Annotated in this window: 19 protein-coding genes, 1 pseudogene and 1 riboswitch; of the genes and pseudogenes, 9 read left to right on the top strand and 11 right to left on the bottom strand. The window is 37.8% G+C overall.

The genetic code is table 11. From position 1 onward, the window contains the following. Positions 1-32: 32 nt before the first annotated feature. The 4 genes from CEQ83_RS11515 to CEQ83_RS11500 all read right to left on the bottom strand — a co-directional run bounded on the left by CEQ83_RS11515 (position 33) and on the right by CEQ83_RS11500 (position 3,775). Positions 33-296: a DUF1292 domain-containing protein gene (locus CEQ83_RS11515; RefSeq protein ID WP_013057050.1), complete on the bottom strand. Its 264-nt coding sequence runs from the start codon at positions 294-296 to the stop codon at positions 33-35. Positions 297-382: 86 nt separating this feature from the next. After that, positions 383-2,107: a PAS domain-containing sensor histidine kinase gene (locus CEQ83_RS11510; RefSeq protein ID WP_028413352.1), complete on the bottom strand. Its 1,725-nt coding sequence runs from the start codon at positions 2,105-2,107 to the stop codon at positions 383-385. A gap of 161 nt (positions 2,108-2,268) precedes the next feature. Continuing rightward, entirely contained in the window at positions 2,269-2,583 is a 315-nt protein-coding gene (locus tag CEQ83_RS11505; RefSeq protein WP_028413353.1) for a YckD family protein, read from the bottom strand. A gap of 73 nt (positions 2,584-2,656) precedes the next feature. Next, a complete protein-coding gene (locus tag CEQ83_RS11500; RefSeq protein ID WP_033578972.1) occupies positions 2,657-3,775 on the bottom strand; it encodes an NAD(P)/FAD-dependent oxidoreductase in 1,119 nt (372 codons plus the stop codon). Between the two features lie 338 nt (positions 3,776-4,113). On the opposite strand from CEQ83_RS11500, the gene CEQ83_RS11495 reads away from it, so the two are divergent. The 6 genes from CEQ83_RS11495 to CEQ83_RS11475 all read left to right on the top strand — a co-directional run bounded on the left by CEQ83_RS11495 (position 4,114) and on the right by CEQ83_RS11475 (position 9,313). Beyond that, positions 4,114-4,626 carry a CBO0543 family protein gene (locus tag CEQ83_RS11495; RefSeq protein ID WP_028413355.1) on the top strand — a complete coding sequence of 171 codons (513 nt, stop codon included), beginning with the start codon at positions 4,114-4,116 and terminating at the stop codon, positions 4,624-4,626. 66 nt (positions 4,627-4,692) lie between these two features. After that, positions 4,693-4,875, top strand: a riboswitch (Lysine riboswitch). Between the two features lie 138 nt (positions 4,876-5,013). Continuing rightward, positions 5,014-6,342 (top strand): diaminopimelate decarboxylase, encoded by a 1,329-nt coding sequence (gene lysA, locus CEQ83_RS11490; RefSeq protein WP_014460106.1) that lies wholly within the window; start codon positions 5,014-5,016, stop codon positions 6,340-6,342. 50 nt (positions 6,343-6,392) lie between these two features. Continuing rightward, positions 6,393-7,655 carry a dicarboxylate/amino acid:cation symporter gene (locus CEQ83_RS11485; protein WP_033578970.1) on the top strand — a complete coding sequence of 421 codons (1,263 nt, stop codon included), beginning with the start codon at positions 6,393-6,395 and terminating at the stop codon, positions 7,653-7,655. A 138-nt stretch (positions 7,656-7,793) separates the two neighbouring features. Next, positions 7,794-7,928, top strand: coding sequence for a hypothetical protein (locus CEQ83_RS27585; RefSeq protein ID WP_013057043.1), 135 nt, complete (start codon positions 7,794-7,796; stop codon positions 7,926-7,928). A 155-nt stretch (positions 7,929-8,083) separates the two neighbouring features. Then, on the top strand, positions 8,084-8,269 hold the full coding sequence (locus tag CEQ83_RS11480) for a hypothetical protein (protein WP_028413357.1): 186 nt from the start codon (positions 8,084-8,086) through the stop codon (positions 8,267-8,269). A gap of 132 nt (positions 8,270-8,401) precedes the next feature. Next, positions 8,402-9,313: a LysR family transcriptional regulator gene (locus CEQ83_RS11475; protein WP_028413358.1), complete on the top strand. Its 912-nt coding sequence runs from the start codon at positions 8,402-8,404 to the stop codon at positions 9,311-9,313. A gap of 200 nt (positions 9,314-9,513) precedes the next feature. Here CEQ83_RS11475 and CEQ83_RS11470 read toward each other — a convergent pair whose 3' ends face one another. The 6 genes from CEQ83_RS11470 to CEQ83_RS11445 form a co-directional block, all read right to left on the bottom strand. Next, complete coding sequence (locus CEQ83_RS11470) at positions 9,514-10,200, bottom strand: O-methyltransferase (RefSeq protein WP_028413359.1); 687 nt, start codon at positions 10,198-10,200, stop codon at positions 9,514-9,516. 252 nt (positions 10,201-10,452) lie between these two features. Next, on the bottom strand, positions 10,453-11,028 hold the full coding sequence (locus CEQ83_RS11465; RefSeq protein WP_028413360.1) for a GNAT family N-acetyltransferase: 576 nt from the start codon (positions 11,026-11,028) through the stop codon (positions 10,453-10,455). A gap of 175 nt (positions 11,029-11,203) precedes the next feature. Then, positions 11,204-11,677 (bottom strand): hypothetical protein, encoded by a 474-nt coding sequence (locus CEQ83_RS11460; protein WP_028413361.1) that lies wholly within the window; start codon positions 11,675-11,677, stop codon positions 11,204-11,206. Positions 11,678-11,921: 244 nt separating this feature from the next. After that, a complete protein-coding gene (locus CEQ83_RS11455) occupies positions 11,922-13,382 on the bottom strand; it encodes an aminoacyl-histidine dipeptidase (RefSeq protein ID WP_155017248.1) in 1,461 nt (486 codons plus the stop codon). Between the two features lie 195 nt (positions 13,383-13,577). Continuing rightward, positions 13,578-14,354: a 3-hydroxybutyrate dehydrogenase gene (locus CEQ83_RS11450; RefSeq protein WP_028413363.1), complete on the bottom strand. Its 777-nt coding sequence runs from the start codon at positions 14,352-14,354 to the stop codon at positions 13,578-13,580. Between the two features lie 19 nt (positions 14,355-14,373). Then, positions 14,374-15,654: a GntP family permease gene (locus CEQ83_RS11445; protein ID WP_014460118.1), complete on the bottom strand. Its 1,281-nt coding sequence runs from the start codon at positions 15,652-15,654 to the stop codon at positions 14,374-14,376. A gap of 337 nt (positions 15,655-15,991) precedes the next feature. Here CEQ83_RS11445 and CEQ83_RS11440 point away from each other — a divergent pair, with 337 nt between their 5' ends. Then, positions 15,992-16,591 carry a DedA family protein gene (locus CEQ83_RS11440; RefSeq protein ID WP_014460120.1) on the top strand — a complete coding sequence of 200 codons (600 nt, stop codon included), beginning with the start codon at positions 15,992-15,994 and terminating at the stop codon, positions 16,589-16,591. A 41-nt stretch (positions 16,592-16,632) separates the two neighbouring features. Here the strand turns inward: CEQ83_RS11440 and CEQ83_RS27795 are convergent. Next, positions 16,633-16,734: pseudogene (locus CEQ83_RS27795) on the bottom strand (hypothetical protein); the annotation flags it as partial. Between the two features lie 124 nt (positions 16,735-16,858). On the opposite strand from CEQ83_RS27795, the gene CEQ83_RS11435 reads away from it, so the two are divergent. Further along, positions 16,859-17,629: an SDR family NAD(P)-dependent oxidoreductase gene (locus CEQ83_RS11435; RefSeq protein WP_099330994.1), complete on the top strand. Its 771-nt coding sequence runs from the start codon at positions 16,859-16,861 to the stop codon at positions 17,627-17,629. 172 nt (positions 17,630-17,801) lie between these two features. Next, on the top strand, positions 17,802-17,942 hold the full coding sequence (gene sspL, locus CEQ83_RS11430; RefSeq protein ID WP_013057030.1) for a small, acid-soluble spore protein L: 141 nt from the start codon (positions 17,802-17,804) through the stop codon (positions 17,940-17,942). Positions 17,943-18,061: the final 119 nt, after the last annotated feature.

Raw genomic sequence — 18,061 nt, 5'->3', positions numbered from 1 at the left:
AAATAAAAAAAGAGAGGTTGTAACCTCTCTTTTTACGCGGATGTCATTTCCTCAAATACGGCTGATACTTTTTCAAACTCATCATCATCTTCAATTGAAGACCATTCACCATCATCTTCAATTTTTAAAAAGAAAACATCAATTTCTTCTTCTGTTTCAATTAAAACTTCTTCCACAAACGCAACGGCAATATAATCGTGGCCTTCAATCGTCATTTTTCCAAGCACTTCAATATCTTGCTCTTGATCATTTTCATCTAAAATTGTAAAAATCTCTCCCGTTTCAATACGTTCCATCGTATTCCCTCCTATTTTAACCTCATTATTCGTTCACTAACATGTATTCCCCTTTAGAAAAGGTTTCATGCTTATAAAAGTAGAATCTACTTTTTAAAAGGCAAAAGAATGTCTACGGTAGTTCCTTTTCCAAGTTCACTTACAAAGTTAATTTCTCCTCTATGTTCTCGAATGATCTTATAGCACACCATCAGTCCAAGCCCCGTTCCTTTCTCTTTCGTACTATAAAAAGGTTTTCCTAAATGCTGCATTCGTTCCTGCGTGATGCCTGGCCCCTCGTCGCTAAACCGGACAACAAGGTTCTCCTGATTAAATCTTTTTAGTTGAATCGTTACGGTTCCTCCACTTGGCATGGATTCGACGGCATTTTTAAATATATTGCTAAAGACCTGTTTTAACTGGTTTTCTTCGCATAATACGAGAGGAAGATGAAGATCAATCTCTTTTTTTACGTGAATTTTCTCTGTAATCCCCTGCACCTCAGCTAGCTTTAACGTGTTCTCTAAGATATCTTGGACGTGTTTGTCTTTGTAGGTTTTCGCCTGAGGCTTTGCAAGACTCAAGAACTCGTCGGCAATCAATTCGATTCTATCTAACTCATGATTTATCATTTCTACATAGTAAGGCTGACCGCTCGTTTCTTCTAATAACTGCATAAATCCTTTTACCGCTGTTAGAGGGTTTCTGATTTCGTGAGCGATACCCGCTGCTAACTGTCCGACTAAGGAAAGCTGAGCGGATTCACGCAGCAATTTTTCAGTTTTTTTACGTTCTGTAATATCACGAAACAAAACTTGAATGGCCTGCTTTCCCATATACGGAATAGGAAAGGCAATGGTTTCGGCATCAATCGTATGACCGTCTTTATGAATAAACTTTTCTTCCTGCAGATCCACAGATTTATTTTCTGTTTTCATTCGATAAATTCGCTGTTTTACAACATCATAGTAATCAGGGTGAACAAACTGATAAACACAAGCTCCTAATACATCTTGAGGATTCTTGTATCCTAGTGCTTTAGCTCCTGCAGGGTTGATATAATCAATTTTACCTTCACTATGAACGATAATTGCTTCCGGGGATAACTCAATCAAACTTCGGTAGCGCTGTTCGCTTTCTTTTAAAGCCGTCTCATCCTGCTTGCGCGATGTTATATCTCGATAGACAAACGCAATGCATAACGGCCAATCATTCATATTTTCAACGCGAAATAGTGTGACGCTTACATTAATTAAATGCCCGTCTTTATGCTGTCTGACCGTCTCGAATTCCGTTTTCGATTCCCCTGATTGAATAGTCTTATGAAGTTCGCACACGGGCTCCTTTAAAAACGAAGGTATAATCGGAAGAGGCTTTTGATGAATTTCTTCAAACGTCCAGCCAAATGTATTCTCAAACGCAGGGTTCACTTGAAGCGTTTTACCCTCTAAGTCAACGATAGCAACAGCATCTGCGTTATGATAAATAAAAGGCTGAATCTGTTCTTTTTTCTCCTGATAACTAGTTATATTCACGCAATGTCCCATAATTTCAGGTTTTTCTGTGTAAGATAAAGGGGTTAAGTTTACTACATAGCGTTTATCATTTATTTGAAGCTCGTACATAAGCTTTTTCTTTTTATTTAGCGCTTCGAAAAAATGCTCATACGAGACCCATTCTTCTAGAGGTATTTTTTGCTCAGAAACGCTTTCTCCTTGATACATACTGTAAACAAGGTGGTCACCTTTTTGTTTGTAAGCAAATATGATTCCTAGAGCCTCAGCTGAATGATTTTCTGCATGTAATCGGACTATTTTTTTATTTTCGTTCATCGTTCATATTTACCTACCCCTCACTAGCATCTTTCCTAATCGTTCTCATTCTCTTAATTTTACATGAGGCGTTTAAAATTTACTAGATAAAGAAGCAGATATTTTCCATTCATTCACATAAAAAAAGCGCCTGTATAGGCGCTTTTTTATGTGAATAGGAATTACTTTGAATGATGCATTTTATGACAGTGCCGCTTCGGAACAAACCCATTTTTCTCCATATGCTGATAGCGATTTTCCATATGTGAAGAAATGTTTTGACTCTCCGTTTTGCTTAGCACGCCGTACTCCACATATTTTGAAAGTATTTCTTTCTTTTTTTCGAACATTTCTTTGTACAGAACGGATAATTCCTGCTTTTGCTGAGACGTCAGCTGCACGTCTTTTGTTTCTGGCTGAGGATTGTTTTCCGCTAATACAGGCGTGCCGCTCATAAATAAAAAAGCTGCTGCTGCACTTATCATAACCTTTCGCAAACAATCTACTTCCTTTCATCATATAGTAGTTATAGTTTGCGAACTTCTATTTGTTTTCATTCATTCCATTTGCTTAGGACTCAATAGCTCCTCTTACATCATAATCGCTAAGATCAATTTCCATTTCCATTTCAAGTGCTAATTTAGCAAGCTCTGAACCAAGATAAGGACCCGACGTTAAGCCTGAAGCTCCGAGACCATTCGCTACTAGTATTCCTTCGTAAGCTGGAAGAGCCCCAATGACTGGCAAGAAGCCTGGAGTAAATGGTCGAAACCCTACCCTTGTTTCTAAGACTGTGCTTTCTGTTAAGCCAGGAGCAATTAATAAGGCCTTTGAAAAAATTTCATGAAGCCCCCCAGCCGTTACTCTCAAGTCATAACCCGTGTCGTTTTCATGTGTTGCTCCTATGACAATTTGACCTTGTTCAAACGAAAGAATATATTGGTCGCTTGGAGGCATTACAACGGGCCAGTCTTTTGTATCTAAATCAGGAAGATGCAAGTGGACAATTTGCGCTTTTTGAAAGCTTGCTAAAAATTTCACTCCAAGAGGCTCTAGTAATTGATTTGCCCACGCTCCTGCTGTCACGATTGTTGTACTTGCTAGAAGGGTTTGTCCATTTACGGCAACGCCCGTTACTTGATTATTTTCATAAAGTAGTTCTGCGTTTCCTTCTATTATTTTTGCACCGTTTTTCTTCGCTGCATTCACAAGTGCGTTTCGAAGAGCTCTTCCGTTAACGCGAGCGGCTCCACTAATATGAACTGAACTGTATTCTTCCGAAAGAGCCGGAAACAAAGCCTGTGTTTCTTTAGCGGATAAACGTGTAATCTCGCCTATTTCGGGGGCTTCTTCCCGACGCTTATATGCTCGTTCTTCCATTTTTTTAAGCTTTTGTTCATCAGTGTGTAAACTAATTGCTCCTACTCGCTTATATCCCGTATCCGTTTCTCCATCTTCTTCTAATTGCTGAATTAATGTTTGATAGTACTTGGCGCCGCCTTTTGCTAAGCGGTACCATGCTTTATTTCGACGCTGCGAAAGCCATGGACAAACAATTCCTGCTGCTGCATCAGTAGCTTGACCAGCATCCTTGCGATCTATCAATGTCACATCTGCTCCTGCTTTTGCTAAATGATATGCCGTAGAAGCTCCAAGTACCCCAGCTCCAACTACGATGTATGTTTTCATACCAAAACACCCTTTTCTTTCTTCTAGTATTCTCATGCTATATGTATGCAATTTTAGCATAGCAAAAAAAGAAGTCACATACTAGGCGAAGCTATTTTAAGCTTATTTTTAAGCCTTGCTGACTTTGACATATAGCTCCTTTCGTCTCGTAAACAAAAGCGGTAGAAGTTCTTTTACCAAGATTATAACAGGGTGAAGAAAGCCATAAATAGTGGTAGTACGTCTTTAACGCTGTGGCTTACGGCTTTTTTATTATAGGTGCTGAATAAAAAAATGAAAGAATAAAACCACTATAATATGTAAATAAAAAGAAATAACCATTATTTTAAGGAGAGCGTATGCAATCTTCATTTGTATTATTTTTTATCATTCTTGGTTTACTATTTGGCAAGTGGCGAAGGTATCAAGAATACTACCCTACTTTGCTGTTTTGGGTCACGGGGAATTTGCTTTATGAAGTGCTGCTGTTTCATCACCGCGTATGGGTATTTCACCCTGTTGGTATTGATCATCTTTTTCTACCCGATCACCTAATGGTTTCTCTTGGAATAACCTTAATTATTTATCCGTTTGTTATACCGGTTTTTTTAGGAAGGCTGCCGCTGCATGTAAGCGGCCGGCTGTGGTGGATTCTTTTATGGGCGCTTTTATTTACTGTGATTGAGTTCATTGCTTATGTTAATCACAGTATCACTCATCATTATGGATGGTCGCTGCTATGTTCTTTTCTCTTCAATATTGTCACGTTCTCACTTTTAATCATTCATCAGAAGACAGCGCTGGCTGCTTGGATTCTATCTGGAAGCTTCATAGCTTTTTTATTTATCTTCTTTGATATTCCTATGCCTTAACTTTTCATTGACTAGACAGAGGAAAAGGAAATATAATAGGAGTTACATTTAAATATAATTTTCCTCTCTGAGAATAGAGGTGCATGAAATCAAGAGTCACTTATTGGAGACTAATGGAGTCTGTGAAGATAAGTAAAAGGGATTTCGTGCCGAAGTATATAAACATCCATTGTGTTCATATACTGGTTCAGTATTGAATAAATGCTGAGCTGTCACAAACCACTTGGTTTGTGGAGAGCTATTGAAGAGATGTTGATGCCTAGAATGTAATAATACTTTATTATTATGAAACCAAGACGCGTGAACATCACTTCACGGGTCTTTTTTGTGTTTTTCTACTGACCATCAAAGTTATAGTTGAATGATTTAAATGGAGGGATACGGATTATGTACTTACATGGAACGAGTAAAATTAACAGCAGCAATCATTTAGAAATTGGGCAGTGCGATACGGTCGAACTGAAAAAACAATACGGCACTCCCCTATACATCTACGATCAAGAATTAATTGAGACGAAATGCAAGGCCTTCCATTCAGCCTTTCAAAGAAGCGGATTTTCATATCAAATCGCCTATGCAGGGAAAGCGTTTCTTTGTATGGAAATGGCTAGCCTTTTAACGAAGCTTGATATGTCATTAGATGTGGTCTCAGGAGGCGAATTATTTACAGCTCTTGAAGCGGGATATCCAGCTGAACGCATTCATTTTCACGGAAATAACAAAACGATTGAAGAAATTGAAATGGCTCTTGATGCGAATATTGGCTGTTTTGTTGTGGATAACTTTACCGAACTTGAAGTTTTACATGCCTTAGCAGCTGAGCGCAAACAGAAAGCATCTATTCTTCTGCGTGTTACTCCAGGGATTGAAGCCCACACACATGAGTATATTATGACCGGACAGGAAGACTCCAAGTTTGGATTTGGTCTTTCCAATGACCAGGCTATGAAAGCGGTAAGTTCTGCATTAGAAAAGCCTTACTACGATCTTTTAGGCATTCATTGTCATATTGGTTCGCAAATTTTTGAAGTAGATGGTTTTTCTCGCGCCATTGATATTTTAACTGATTTCTTATTCAGTATTCGTGATAAAATGGAATTTGAAGTAAAAGTTTTAAACGTAGGTGGTGGTTTTGGTATTCGTTATACCGAAAGCGACTCTCCACTTCCAGTTGAGTATTATGTAGATGCACTGACAGAAAAGCTAAGCCGCACGTTAACTGAACAGAATTATACCCTTCCGGAAGTCTGGATTGAGCCTGGAAGAAGCATCGTAGGAGAAGCAGGTACAACGCTTTATACAATCGGCTCAACGAAGGAGATTCCAGGTGTACGCAAATACGTAGGAATTGATGGCGGTATGACCGATAATATCCGTCCTGCTCTTTACGATGCAAAACATGAAGCTGTCTTGGCTAATAGAGTGACGGATAAAAAAGATGAAACAGTATCAATTGCGGGGAAATGCTGTGAATCAGGAGATATGCTTATTTGGGATATCGATTTACCGCGCGTTAATCAAGGAGATTTACTAGCAGTATCCTCTACAGGTGCCTACAACTATTCAATGGCTAGCAATTACAACCGTATTCCGCGCCCTGCTGTTGTATTTGTGAAAAATGGAGAAGCTCGTCTTGCTGTAGAGCGAGAAACATACGAAGATTTGGTGCGTAAAGATGTAAAGCCAGTCGTTACTACGTATGCAATGAGCAAATGATAGCTGTTCTTGCGTAGTAAAGAAGCTATTGTTGTTTGGAGGAAATCTATATGGTTTTAAGTGTATTTAAAACGTACAGATCATCGCTTATTCTGCTTCTCGCTATTTTAATTGGCGGGATAGCAGGATATGCTATCGGGCCCGATGTGGCAGTCGTAAAGCCCTTTGGTGATTTGTTTCTTAATTTAATGTTCATGATTATCGTTCCCCTTGTCTTTTTTAGTGTGGCTTCGGCGATCGCAAACATGAACGAAATGAAACGTCTTGGTAAAATTATGCTAGGTATCGCCGTTGTGTTTGTCGCCACTGCTGCTGTTTCAGCCGTTCTAGGCTTTTTAGGCGCATCACTTTACAATCCGCTGCACAACGTAGATACTTCTGCCATTAAAGAATTAATGGGTGACAGTGAAAATACAGCTGAAAAAATGACGCTTTTAAATCAGCTTGTTAGTACATTTACTGTACCTGATTTTGTTCAGTTATTTTCGAAAGAGCATATTTTACAATTAATTGTCTTTGCCGTTATCTTCGGTATTGCTACCACGATGGCTGGTGAAAAAGGACAGCCTATGGCGAAATTTCTGACTTCGGGTCAAGAAGTATCGATGAAAGTCGTTAAAATTGTCATGTACTATGCTCCAATTGGTTTAGGGTGCTATTTTGCTACTGTAGTAGGAGAACTTGGACCAAAGATCTTGCAAGGGTATGCTAGAGCATTTATTCTTTATTTATTAATTGCAATCGTTTACTATTTTGGCTTCTTTACGCTCTACGCATGGATTGCTGGCGGTAAAGCAGGAATTAAGCTGTTTTGGAAAAATGCAGCTGCTCCTTCTATCACTGCTATTGCTACCTGTTCTTCCGCGGCATCTATTCCAGTCAATTTAGACGCAACAAAGAAAATGGGTGTGCCGCTGGATATTGCTGAAACAGTGATTCCATTAGGAGCAAACACCCATAAAGATGGTTCTGTTATCGGTGGTATTCTAAAAATTGTTTTCTTATTCAGTTTGTTCGGCAAAGATATGACGTCTGCTACGAGTATTTTGAGCATATTAGGCGTAGCCTTTTTAGTTGGAGCCGTAATGGGAGCAATTCCTGGAGGCGGTATGATTGGCGAAATGTTAATCATTACAATTTACGGATTTTCGCCAGAAGTTCTGCCCATCATTGCGGTCATTTCCACAATTATTGACGCCCCTGCTACGCTCTTAAACAGTACGGGAAATACAGTAACAGCGATGCTTGTTACAAGGTTTACAGAAGGAAAAGACTGGATTAACAAAATTATCACCACCGATAAAGTCGCCTAGTAAAAAAGCAAAGGGAACAGTCTTAGTGACTCTCCCTTTGCTTTTTTCGTGTGCAGTAATATCGATAGCCGTGTATAAAGTTTGTAAATACGCACATTCTATAGGTATGTTTCATAACCGGACTGGAGGTGTCGTCTAATGAGTAACGCTGCAGGAGGTTCAAAGAAGAATCAACCGAATGATGCGAATCACGTAAGTGCAGAAACAAAAGCTCATCAAAAACGTCTCACTGAGCAAAACAAACAAGAGCATCAAGCTGAAGAGCGAAAATAAAATGACGTCAAAGAACGTTTGGCACAGGCCCTGCGTTCTTTGACGTCATTTTATTTTGAGAGAGCTTAATGACGACGCTCTTTATAGGTCTATCGTACAACCTCCTTTCAAACTTTTACATATTCTATTAATAGGTTTGTAAAAGGAGGAATGATATGGTGTTTTCTTGGATAGAGATTACAGCTGCAGCCTTTGGGCTTTCAGTTATTTTGATAAGTTTTGCATTTTTGCCCGAACGTACAGGCAAAAATCTTTATATTCCTCATCAGCTAGTAGCAAAATCTATGTTTCTCTATAAAAAGATTATTGGTTTTATAAATCAATTTCGACAGAAACTTTAGTTCATTTCCTTTCCTCGTTTTTATTCATTGGATAGCTCCCTTTTTTAATCAGCGCATTTACAGTAAATAATTTAATGGTTAAAATAAAGAGTAAAAAAAAAGGATAAGCAGTTTGCAGAAATGGAGTTTCACATGGAAATCAGAGACTTAGAATACTTTATAGAGGTAGCGAATCATAAAAATTTTACAAAGGCAGCGCTGCAAGTTCATTTGTCACAAACGGCTTTAAGTAAAGCCGTCAAAAAAGTAGAAAATGAACTAGGATTTGAGCTTCTTGACCGTTCAACAAGAGAATTAAAGCTAACCGATGCAGGAGAAGTCGTGTATCATCAGGCAACTAAAGCGCTGTCGGTGTTAAAAGACATGCCTCACTTGTTGGGCGATTTAATGAACTTGCAAACAGGGCAAATCAAGATGGGAATCCCTCCGCTCATCGGGACCTTGTTTTTCCCGAAGATTGCAAAAGCATTTAATGAACAATACCCTAAAGTATCTCTAGAGCTTATTGAATTTGGAGCAAAAAAAATTGAAGCCCTTGTGGAAGAGGCTGGTGTAGATATGGGGATTGTTATGCTTCCTCTCACAAGCGGTCATGATGAGCATTTTCACGTATACCCGTTCGTTAAGGAGAGATTCCTTTTATACGCCCATAAAAACCATCCTTTAGCGAAACGTTCTTCCGTCTGGATGAAAGAATTGGAGCATGAAAAATTCATTATGTTCAGTGAAGAATTTACGCTGCACGACCGGTTAATTCAAGATGCTTTAAAATCAGGATTTGTGCCTTCTATCGCATATAAAAGTTCTCAATGGGATTTAATTATTGAATTAACAGCAGCAGAACTAGGTATTGCTATTTTACCCGAATCGCTTTATGCCAAAGTGAAAGATTCCAATATTATTACGGTACCTATTGCAGATCCTGAAATGATGTGGGAACTTGGAATTATTCTGTTAAAAGAACGCTACAGTTCATTCGCTGTAAGAGAGTTGATTAATTTTCTGACAGCAAAACAAATAACAAATAAGTTGGACGCAAATTAAATAGAGGCTGGGAGATAACGAAATCAATCCACAGCTAGAAGCACCTACGCCTACACACATGAAATTTACGTTCACTATCACCATGAAAAAATCCGACCGAGGAATCGAGATTCTCCATCAAGAATTTGAATTCATCGGTCGGATTTCCCTTCAACAAAACTACTTTTGTCCCAGCCTCTTTATATGTAACACGAGTTCTATCATTCAACAATCCCTACAATGAATCCATCATAGCCTTTGCTTCCAACGGTTTGTATAGCCGTGGCGCTGATTCGTTTTTCTTGAGCCAGAGCATCCATAAATTGTCGAATTCCCTTTACATTTTCATCTTCACTTTCTGAGTTCACCACATGCCCTTGACGAACAACATTATCACAAATAATCGTACTTCCTCGTTTTGATAATTCTAGAGCCCACTTTAAGTAATTTGGGTTATTCGGCTTGTCAGCATCAATAAAGATAAGATCAAACGGCTCTGTTCCCTTATCCTTTAATACAGCTAATGTATCAAGCCCGGGGCCGACAATGACTTCTACTAAGTGGCTTACTCCCGCTCTTTTTAAATTAGCTCGTGCTACTTCTGCATGCTGAGCGCTTAATTCGAGCGTAATCAGCTGTCCATCTTTCGGAAGAGCTCTGGCTAGCCAAATCGTGCTGTACCCTCCAAGAGTACCAATTTCCAAAATGCGTTTAGCCCCTTTTAATGAAGCTAACAAATGCAGAAACTTTCCTTGACTAGGCGATACGTCGATGGCAGGTAATCCAGCCTCTTGATTTGCCTTCAATACCTCATCAAGAATAGGGTCAGGTTGTATGAGCTTATGATTCATATAAAGATCCACTTCATTCCAAATTTCATATATAGACATTTCCATACTCCTCCACATAAGTGATAAAAGCTTTATTATTCAAAGATACGAATATGTTTTTCTCATATTCAGCTTGTTGCCGTAATCGTTCGTATTATGAATGTGTTCTAGCTCTCTAATAAACTATCCTGCTCGCTCTTAAAAAGAATTGTTATATGTCCATAAAAAAAGACCTTCAGAGAGGTCTTTTTTTATCTTTAAATAATCGTAGCTCAATCCGTAAAAAATATCCGGTACCTTTCTACCGGCTATTTTCTAGAAGACATCTTATTATCCGTTATGACTGAACTTAAATACTATCGGTGTACGTTCTGTTTCTATTTTCCAAATCATGTGATGATATCCTTTGCTCCAGTAATCTTTTACTAAGTAATCGGGAATTCCAAATATGTTTTTCCATACTTTCTGAGCATTCTTGTATCCGCTATCCAAACAAATTTTTTTAATTTCTCTGCTTTGAAGCGTAAGCAGCATAATATGTATAAGCAGTGTTCCTACCCCTTTTCTTTGGTACTTTGGATGAACAAAAACTGTGCCGATTTCAATCCATCCTTGCAGCTCCCCTTTTGTACATGCCATAATTAATTCACTAACAGGGCCATATTCAATGCAGCCAATAATCTTATTGGTGCACGTATCTATTCCGAGCCAAAAGAATCGACATTTCCCATCGCTATCAAGGTCACTTTTTAAATATTGTTCTTTACTTTCAATTTCTATTTGTATATCGTTCACCATGTCAGATAGACCCTCTCTATGAAAGGTATCTGTGATCACTTCATTAAAAAGCTCGTGGAGTTCTGCGCTGTCCTCTATTTTTGGTCTTCTTATTTCAATATGATTCAATGTTCATCCCTCCTGATTATTTCACTGCCAAATATGAAGTTTTACTTTTATTATTTATCAATATATGTTGATAATCCTTTTCTTTTTCTACAGTTTTCCCAACAAAAAAAGCACGAGAAGCTTTAAGTTCTCGTACTTTTTTATAATATGGATTCTGCTTTTCTATTGGGAACTGTTAATACTGATTCACAAAGCTCTGGATTTTACATACGAATTCAGAAAGATTCTCCTTTATCTCTTTATCTTCTGTTTTCGTTACTTGCTCTTGTATGGCATCAATCATTAAACGTGCTCTTTTAGGATCTATAGAGGCCGGCTGGCTGCTATTATTTGATAAACTCTTCAAAATTTGATTAGTCATTTTGTTTTTATCATGAATATAAAATAATATTTGAGGAACTTGATTAATTAACAAATTTACATACCTGCGAAACTCCTCTATCTCATATAATTCTCTTGAAGTACCTTTAAAGCCATCAACGGAAAGCATAAGACTCTGGTAGCCTTTATCACTGCGTTGATTAAGTGCTTTAATGACTTTTAAAAATCGATCGAACTTTAGATAACGTATTTCGTCTTTCTTTAATTCTAAAAATTCAATTTCTCCTTTTTCTAAAAAAGGATCTTTGATAAGACTATTATCATTCATATACATTCTCTCCCTACTAATTTATTAGTTGCAGAGCTTGTTTTGAATTCATTTGTCTATCGTTTTAGTAATTGTTTACCTCTTTTAGGACCGTTTTAAAACCTTTATTTGTAAAACGCTTACATAAATGTTCTCAATTGCCTGACGCGTTGATGGAACCCTATTTATTATCTGATAAATGACGAATGAAAAAGAGCTCCTTTACAGAAGCTCTCTTTTTAAGATTATAGGAATGCTGATAACTTTATATCTTATTTGCCTCTTTTAATACTGCTAATAAGTATTCCCATGTCTTAATAGTAGACGGAATGCTCAGGTGTTCATCAGGTGTATGAACGTCGTACATATCGGGTCCGAGCGAAATGGCATCTAATCCAGGGATTTTTTCTAAGAAAATACCGCATTCAATTCCAGCATGGATGGCGATGATCTCCGCCTCTTCACCATACTTTTCTTTGTAAACCTTTTTACATAATTCGCGAATTTTTGAATCTCCATTGTACGCCCATTCAGGATAATTACCTTTTGTTTCAACTCTTCCCCCGACTACCTGAGCAAGTATGCGCACTTGACTTACTATTTTTTCTTTTAAGCTTTTTACTGAGCTGCGAATTTCATTTTGAAAAACAACCTCAGATTCTGTCGTCGTGATCACACCTAAGTTGGTAGAAGATTCTACTAATCCTTCAATATTCATACTCATGCTTTGAACGCCGTTTGGTGTTAGCATAATAGCTTGTACAATTCGTTCTGTCGTTTCTCTTGTAAAACATTTCTCAACGGAAGAAAATTTGTTTATTTTTACATATACGCTCGGATCAGCCGCTTGTAATTCATTTTTTACTATTTCGTTCCACTCACGAATCTTATTTTCTAGCTTTCCTACCTCAGAAGGCTCAACTGATAGAATTGCTTCTGATTCACGGGGAATTGCATTTGATTTTAATCCTCCGCTAATGCTGCTTAAAGAATAGGGAAGTTCTTGTTGTAAATCATATAAAACTCTCCCTAGCAGTTTATTCGCATTTCCTCTTTCTTTGTCAATTTCCATTCCGGAATGTCCGCCGCGCAGTCCTCCGATGCTTAAGCTATATGTTTCTGAGTTATTGGAAGACGACTCCCAGTTTATAGGAATACGAAGCACGCCTTTTACCCCGCCTACGCTGCTGACAAGGAGCTTTCCGTCCTCTTCTGTATCAAGGTTAATAAAGATTTTCCCTTCAAAATAAGCTGGATTTACAGCAATGGCTCCGCCCATAGTCGTTTCTTCTTCAGTGGTAATGACTACTTCAAGAGAGGGGTGCGCTATATTTTGAGCATCTAGTAAAGCCAGTGCATATGCAACGGCAATCCCGTTATCAGCTCCTAGCGTAGTACCATTTGCATAAAGCATATCTTCAACAATTCGCAGTTGAAGCGGATCTTTTTCAAAGTCATGGACAGTTCCTTTATTTAACTCGCATACCATGTCCATATGTCCTTGCAAAATGATAGCTGAAGCATGTTCATATCCTTTAGTTGCCGGCTTTTTAATGATTACATTTAAAGCTTCGTCTTGAATAACCTCAAGGCTTCTTTCTTTTGCAAAAGAAACTAAATAGTTACTAATTTCTTTTTCATTTCCAGATTCTCTAGGAATAGCTGAGATTTCGTTAAAGAAATAGAAAACCGGATGTTTAATTAATTCATTTACTGTTTGCACCATATGTATCATCCTTTCTAATCTGTACGCTTTTTTATCCTACTATTTATCTTGACAGTAGAAATAGCATATGAGGCTTTTTTTATGTATCGCCTAGTTATATTTTAACGTTGATTAACTCAATAGAATAGAACAAATCATTAAAAGCATAAATGAGCCCGTTGGACTCATTTATGCTTTTAATGATTTGTTCTATTTTTATTGAGCTGTATATCCGCCGTCCATTACTACCGCTTGACCAGTTACACCTTTTGCTTTATCACTCGCTAAGAAGATAGCGTAGTCAGCAATTTCGCTCACGTCTAGTAATCTTTTTTGAGGGACTAAAGGATAAATAACTTCTTCAAGAACGCTTTCTAATGGTACGTTTCTTGTTTTAGCTAAACCATCTAACTGACCTCTCACTAGTGGTGTATCCACATAACCAGGACAAAGTGCATTAACCGTAATACCGTGTGCTGCACCTTCAAGAGCAGCTACTTTTGTTAGCCCAATTACACCGTGTTTGGCACTGTTATAAGCCGCTTTGCCTGCAAAACCGATTAAACCATTGATAGAAGAAACGTTAATAATACGTCCGAACCCTTGTTTTTTCATGATTGGAAACGCGTGCTTAATCGCCATAAATGGAGCTGTCAGCATAATTTTAATCATTAACTCATACTTTTCAGTTGGAAACTCTTCGATTGGAGAAACATGCTGCAAACCAGCGTTGTTAATGAACGTATGAACCGCTCCAAAATGTGCGTTTGCTGTTTCAATTAAATGTTTGATTTCTTCTTCTTTTGTTACATCCGCTTTGACACCAAGTGCTTCGAATCCAGCTTCACGAAGATTTTGTGCTGCAGCTTCTACGGCAGTTTGATCAATATCAGATAACACAATTTTCCCGCCGTTTTCAGCGAATCGTTTACCTATTTCAAATCCAATTCCTCTTGCTGCTCCTGTGATTACAATTACTTGATTTTCAACCATGTGTATTCTCCTCCTGTTTTTAAATAATGCCGGCTGCCGCTAATGCGACTCCTGCAAATAAAGCGATTGTCGGGATGATAAATGCAACAACAAATACGTCTTTATACGTTTCTTTATGCCGAAGACCAGTTACAGCTAATAGCGTTAACAACGCGCCGTTATGCGGTAAAATAGATGCACCTGACGCAACGCTTGCAATACGGTGAAGCGCATCGGCGCTTAAATTCGTCGTTTGAGACAAGTGATACCACGTATCTCCTAATGCTTGAAGCGCAATACCCATACCACCGGATGCTGAACCCGTGATCATCGCTAGCACTTGAACGCTTAACGCTTCTGAAACGAGCGGATTACTCGAAATGTTTAGTAGTACGTGCGTGACATCTTTAAACTCTGGAACTGCTGTAATAACCGAGCCAAAGCCTACTGCTGCACTCGTGTTAATAACAGCCATTACGGATCCTTTTGCTCCTTCATTTATAGAAGAAATAAACGTCTTATAGTGTTTGAAATTAATAAGTAAAATAGAAAAAATACCAATTAATAATGATACGATAGGCTCCCATTTTAAAACGTTTAATGTCACGACAACGATAATCAGCGGTAAAATAGCTAACATTACATTCATCGAGTCCTGCTCTTCACTTGCGGCAACCGATGATTCATTAGGCTCAGTAAACCCTTGATTTTTAGCTTTTAATTTTTTATCGCGATAAGCTAACCATAAATAGCCTCCCACTGCCATAATAAGACCTGAGACAATTCCAATAATCGAACCGGACATTGCATTGGTTTTAAATGTAGCAGTCGGAATCAGATTTTGAATTTGAGGCGTACCTGGAATCGCTGTCATTGTAAATGTAAATGCTCCGAGTGCAATGGTTGCTGGCAGTAAATTTCGCGATACGTTAGCTTCTCGAAATAATGCGATTGCTAAAGGATAAATCGCAAAGACAACAACGAATAAACTGACTCCGCCGTATGTCAAAATGGCTGAAGCAATCAGCACCCCTAAAATGGCTCTTTTACTTCCAAACAATTTAGCAATGCGCTGCGCTAGCGACTTAGCTGCGCCTGTATCTTCCATTAGCTTTCCAAAGACGGCTCCTAATAAAAAGATGGGGAACCATTTTGCAGCGAAATCTACAAACCCTCCCATATACACATCTGTATAAGTAGGCAGTACTTTTAAACCGCTAAAATAAGCAACAAACGTAGCGACAACAGGTGCCACCCAGATAATAGACCATCCTAGATAAGCAAAAAACATCAACAATAACAATCCTACAATAATAACCACACGGTAACCTCCTTTCCTTTTAATACATATACATAATGGATTATTTCACAACACAACAAGTTTACACCCGTTAGTTTTATAAGTAAAATGAATAAAAGGAATCAAAACTATGAATAAAAGTCGTAGTTTATTTAAAAATTCACACTCAATTATTTTTTTCCTATAATTTCACTTTGAGTAGAAGCTATAAAATATACTTCCTTCTTTTTTCCTTGTACAAGCTAAGTTTTTTTCTGTTATATCCCGCGCTCTTCCTTTATTTTCTTTTCTCTTATAAGTTTTTCCGAACATATAGATGGGTATTTGAATGTTATGACACAGAAAAAGAGGCGATCTTATGCTACACTTCATAACAGACTTACTGAAACAATTTGGAATTTGGGGACTTTTAAGCGGACTGGCCATTGAGGCTTCATCCCTGCCGTTTCCTGGTTCTCTTCTCACCCTTACCTACGGATACTTATTAAACATGCACATAGTAAAATTATTATTAATCGCTCTTGCAGGAAGCGCCGTTTATACAGCTTTTAGCTTTATACCGTATGGGATAGGCTATAAATTAGAAGATAAGGTAAAGAAAAAATTATCAAAAAAGAAAAAAGCATTTGAGAAATCACAAAAATGGTTTAAAAAATGCGGATTATGGAGCATTGCGATTGCTCGTCCTTTAGGGCTCGGAAACTACATTTCCTACCTTTCAGGGCTATCTAAAGTGAAACCTATGCCGTTTGCTCTGCTCACATTTCTTGGTATCTTTCCTTTGAATATTGCCATGCTTTGGCTAGGACAAATCGGAAACTTTAAGTCCATTCAGTCTTTTATCTCAGATGCACAAACGTATATTCTAATTGCAGCGGTAGTGGCTGTATGCGGATTTTTAATTTATAAGTTCTATTTTAAAAAGAGTAGTTGCAGCGAACAGTCTAGTTCAACTTAAGATTAAGAGTATAAAAAAAGACCCTTCGGGGTCTTTTTTTATTAAATGGAAATAACACCTAAGATTAATGCTGCTATTGTCATCACTGCCGTAGTGCCTAGAGCCCACTTAATTAAAAATCGTTGCAAATCACTGAAGTTTAGCACCCAACTTCAAATGTTTACAAACAGACTTCTAAAGGGAAAAATAAATCGAATAAACGCTTGACTTAAAGTGTACTTTAACAATTATAATCAATTTGAAAACATCGAAAATGGAGGAATCAACATGAAATATACAGTAATTACTGGCGCAAGTTCAGGAATTGGATATGAAACAGCTTTAGCTTTCGCAGCGCGCGGAAAAAACCTTATATTAGCTGCACGTAGAGAGGACAAGCTGGATGAATTAAAAGGAAAGATTGAAGAACTGAACCAAGATGTAAATGTTATTATCCAGTCGGTTGATTTATCCGTGGCAGAAAATGCTCATACGTTTTATGAGTCACTCAAAGAGTATGAATTAGAAACTTGGATTAACAATGCTGGATTCGGAAACTTTGCTTCTGTCGGTGAACAAAAATTAACTAAAATTGAAACAATGCTTCACTTAAATATCGAAGCTTTAACCATTCTTTCTTCTCTATTTGTAAGAGATTATGAAAACGTTGAAGGTACACAGCTTATTAATGTCTCTTCTGGAGGCGGCTACACGATTGTTGCTGATGCAGTCACTTATTGCGCAACAAAATTCTACGTAAGTGCATTTACAGAAGGTCTTTCTCAAGAATTAAAGGGAAAAGGAGCAAAAATGCAGGCTAAAGTTCTTGCTCCAGCTGCTACTGAAACAGAATTTGCACAGCGTTCGATGGATATGAGTGATTTTGAATACGAAGGACGAGTACCTAAGTTCCATACGTCAAAAGAAATGGCTGCTTTTATGCTGGATCTTTATGATAGCAATAAAACGGTAGGACTTGTAGATGGAGTGACTTACGAATTTCACTTAAAAGATCCTATCTATCCATATGCAGACAGAGCAACCAGTTCAAATTCTTAAACGAAAAACACCCTTCCGAGGGTGTTTTTTTATGGCCGTTTAAATGAGTAACTATCTTGTTTATGTAATGAAGATGCTTAAAGATAATCTTTTCATATTTATCTTTCCACTCTTTACTTCCTGATTTTTGTTTCACTTTTTTGCACATACTAACCGAACGGAGGTGACAAAAATGGGTACAAAAAAATCTGCTAACCGAGGTCAAGTAGCCCCTGGTGTTAACCCTCAAGGACACGGAAAAGATGTTGAATTTTCAACAGAACCGAAAAGTGAACTTGAAAACAAAGCGAAGAAATCGAATACAAAAATTTAATTAAAAAGGAGAAGATTACGCTTCTCCTTTCTACCCCTCTTAACTACTTTTTCGAAGACGAAACTCCACAGATTGTTTACTCCTTTCTGCTTCTTATAAAACTGCATCAATAGTATAAA

The sequence above is a fragment of the Priestia megaterium genome (genome assembly GCF_009497655.1).
Taxonomy (GTDB): Bacteria; Bacillota; Bacilli; order Bacillales; family Bacillaceae_H; genus Priestia; species Priestia zanthoxyli.
The sequence above is the reverse complement of the archived record's forward strand: the minus strand, read 5'-3'. Positions and strand labels throughout refer to the sequence as shown.

What these genes read in the sequence shown, in the direction of transcription:
- CEQ83_RS11515 (WP_013057050.1), bottom strand. Translation starts at nt 296, where the DNA reads ATGGAACGTATTGAAACGGGAGAGATTTTTACAATTTTAGATGAAAAT.
- CEQ83_RS11510 (WP_028413352.1), bottom strand. Translation starts at nt 2,107, where the DNA reads ATGAACGAAAATAAAAAAATAGTCCGATTACATGCAGAAAATCATTCA.
- CEQ83_RS11500 (WP_033578972.1), bottom strand. Translation starts at nt 3,775, where the DNA reads ATGAAAACATACATCGTAGTTGGAGCTGGGGTACTTGGAGCTTCTACG.
- CEQ83_RS11495 (WP_028413355.1), top strand. Translation starts at nt 4,114, where the DNA reads ATGCAATCTTCATTTGTATTATTTTTTATCATTCTTGGTTTACTATTT.
- lysA (WP_014460106.1), top strand. Translation starts at nt 5,014, where the DNA reads ATGTACTTACATGGAACGAGTAAAATTAACAGCAGCAATCATTTAGAA.
- CEQ83_RS11485 (WP_033578970.1), top strand. Translation starts at nt 6,393, where the DNA reads ATGGTTTTAAGTGTATTTAAAACGTACAGATCATCGCTTATTCTGCTT.
- CEQ83_RS27585 (WP_013057043.1), top strand. Translation starts at nt 7,794, where the DNA reads ATGAGTAACGCTGCAGGAGGTTCAAAGAAGAATCAACCGAATGATGCG.
- CEQ83_RS11480 (WP_028413357.1), top strand. Translation starts at nt 8,084, where the DNA reads ATGGTGTTTTCTTGGATAGAGATTACAGCTGCAGCCTTTGGGCTTTCA.
- CEQ83_RS11475 (WP_028413358.1), top strand. Translation starts at nt 8,402, where the DNA reads ATGGAAATCAGAGACTTAGAATACTTTATAGAGGTAGCGAATCATAAA.
- CEQ83_RS11470 (WP_028413359.1), bottom strand. Translation starts at nt 10,200, where the DNA reads ATGTGGAGGAGTATGGAAATGTCTATATATGAAATTTGGAATGAAGTG.
- CEQ83_RS11460 (WP_028413361.1), bottom strand. Translation starts at nt 11,677, where the DNA reads ATGAATGATAATAGTCTTATCAAAGATCCTTTTTTAGAAAAAGGAGAA.
- CEQ83_RS11455 (WP_155017248.1), bottom strand. Translation starts at nt 13,382, where the DNA reads ATGGTGCAAACAGTAAATGAATTAATTAAACATCCGGTTTTCTATTTC.
- CEQ83_RS11450 (WP_028413363.1), bottom strand. Translation starts at nt 14,354, where the DNA reads ATGGTTGAAAATCAAGTAATTGTAATCACAGGAGCAGCAAGAGGAATT.
- CEQ83_RS11440 (WP_014460120.1), top strand. Translation starts at nt 15,992, where the DNA reads ATGCTACACTTCATAACAGACTTACTGAAACAATTTGGAATTTGGGGA.
- CEQ83_RS11435 (WP_099330994.1), top strand. Translation starts at nt 16,859, where the DNA reads ATGAAATATACAGTAATTACTGGCGCAAGTTCAGGAATTGGATATGAA.
- sspL (WP_013057030.1), top strand. Translation starts at nt 17,802, where the DNA reads ATGGGTACAAAAAAATCTGCTAACCGAGGTCAAGTAGCCCCTGGTGTT.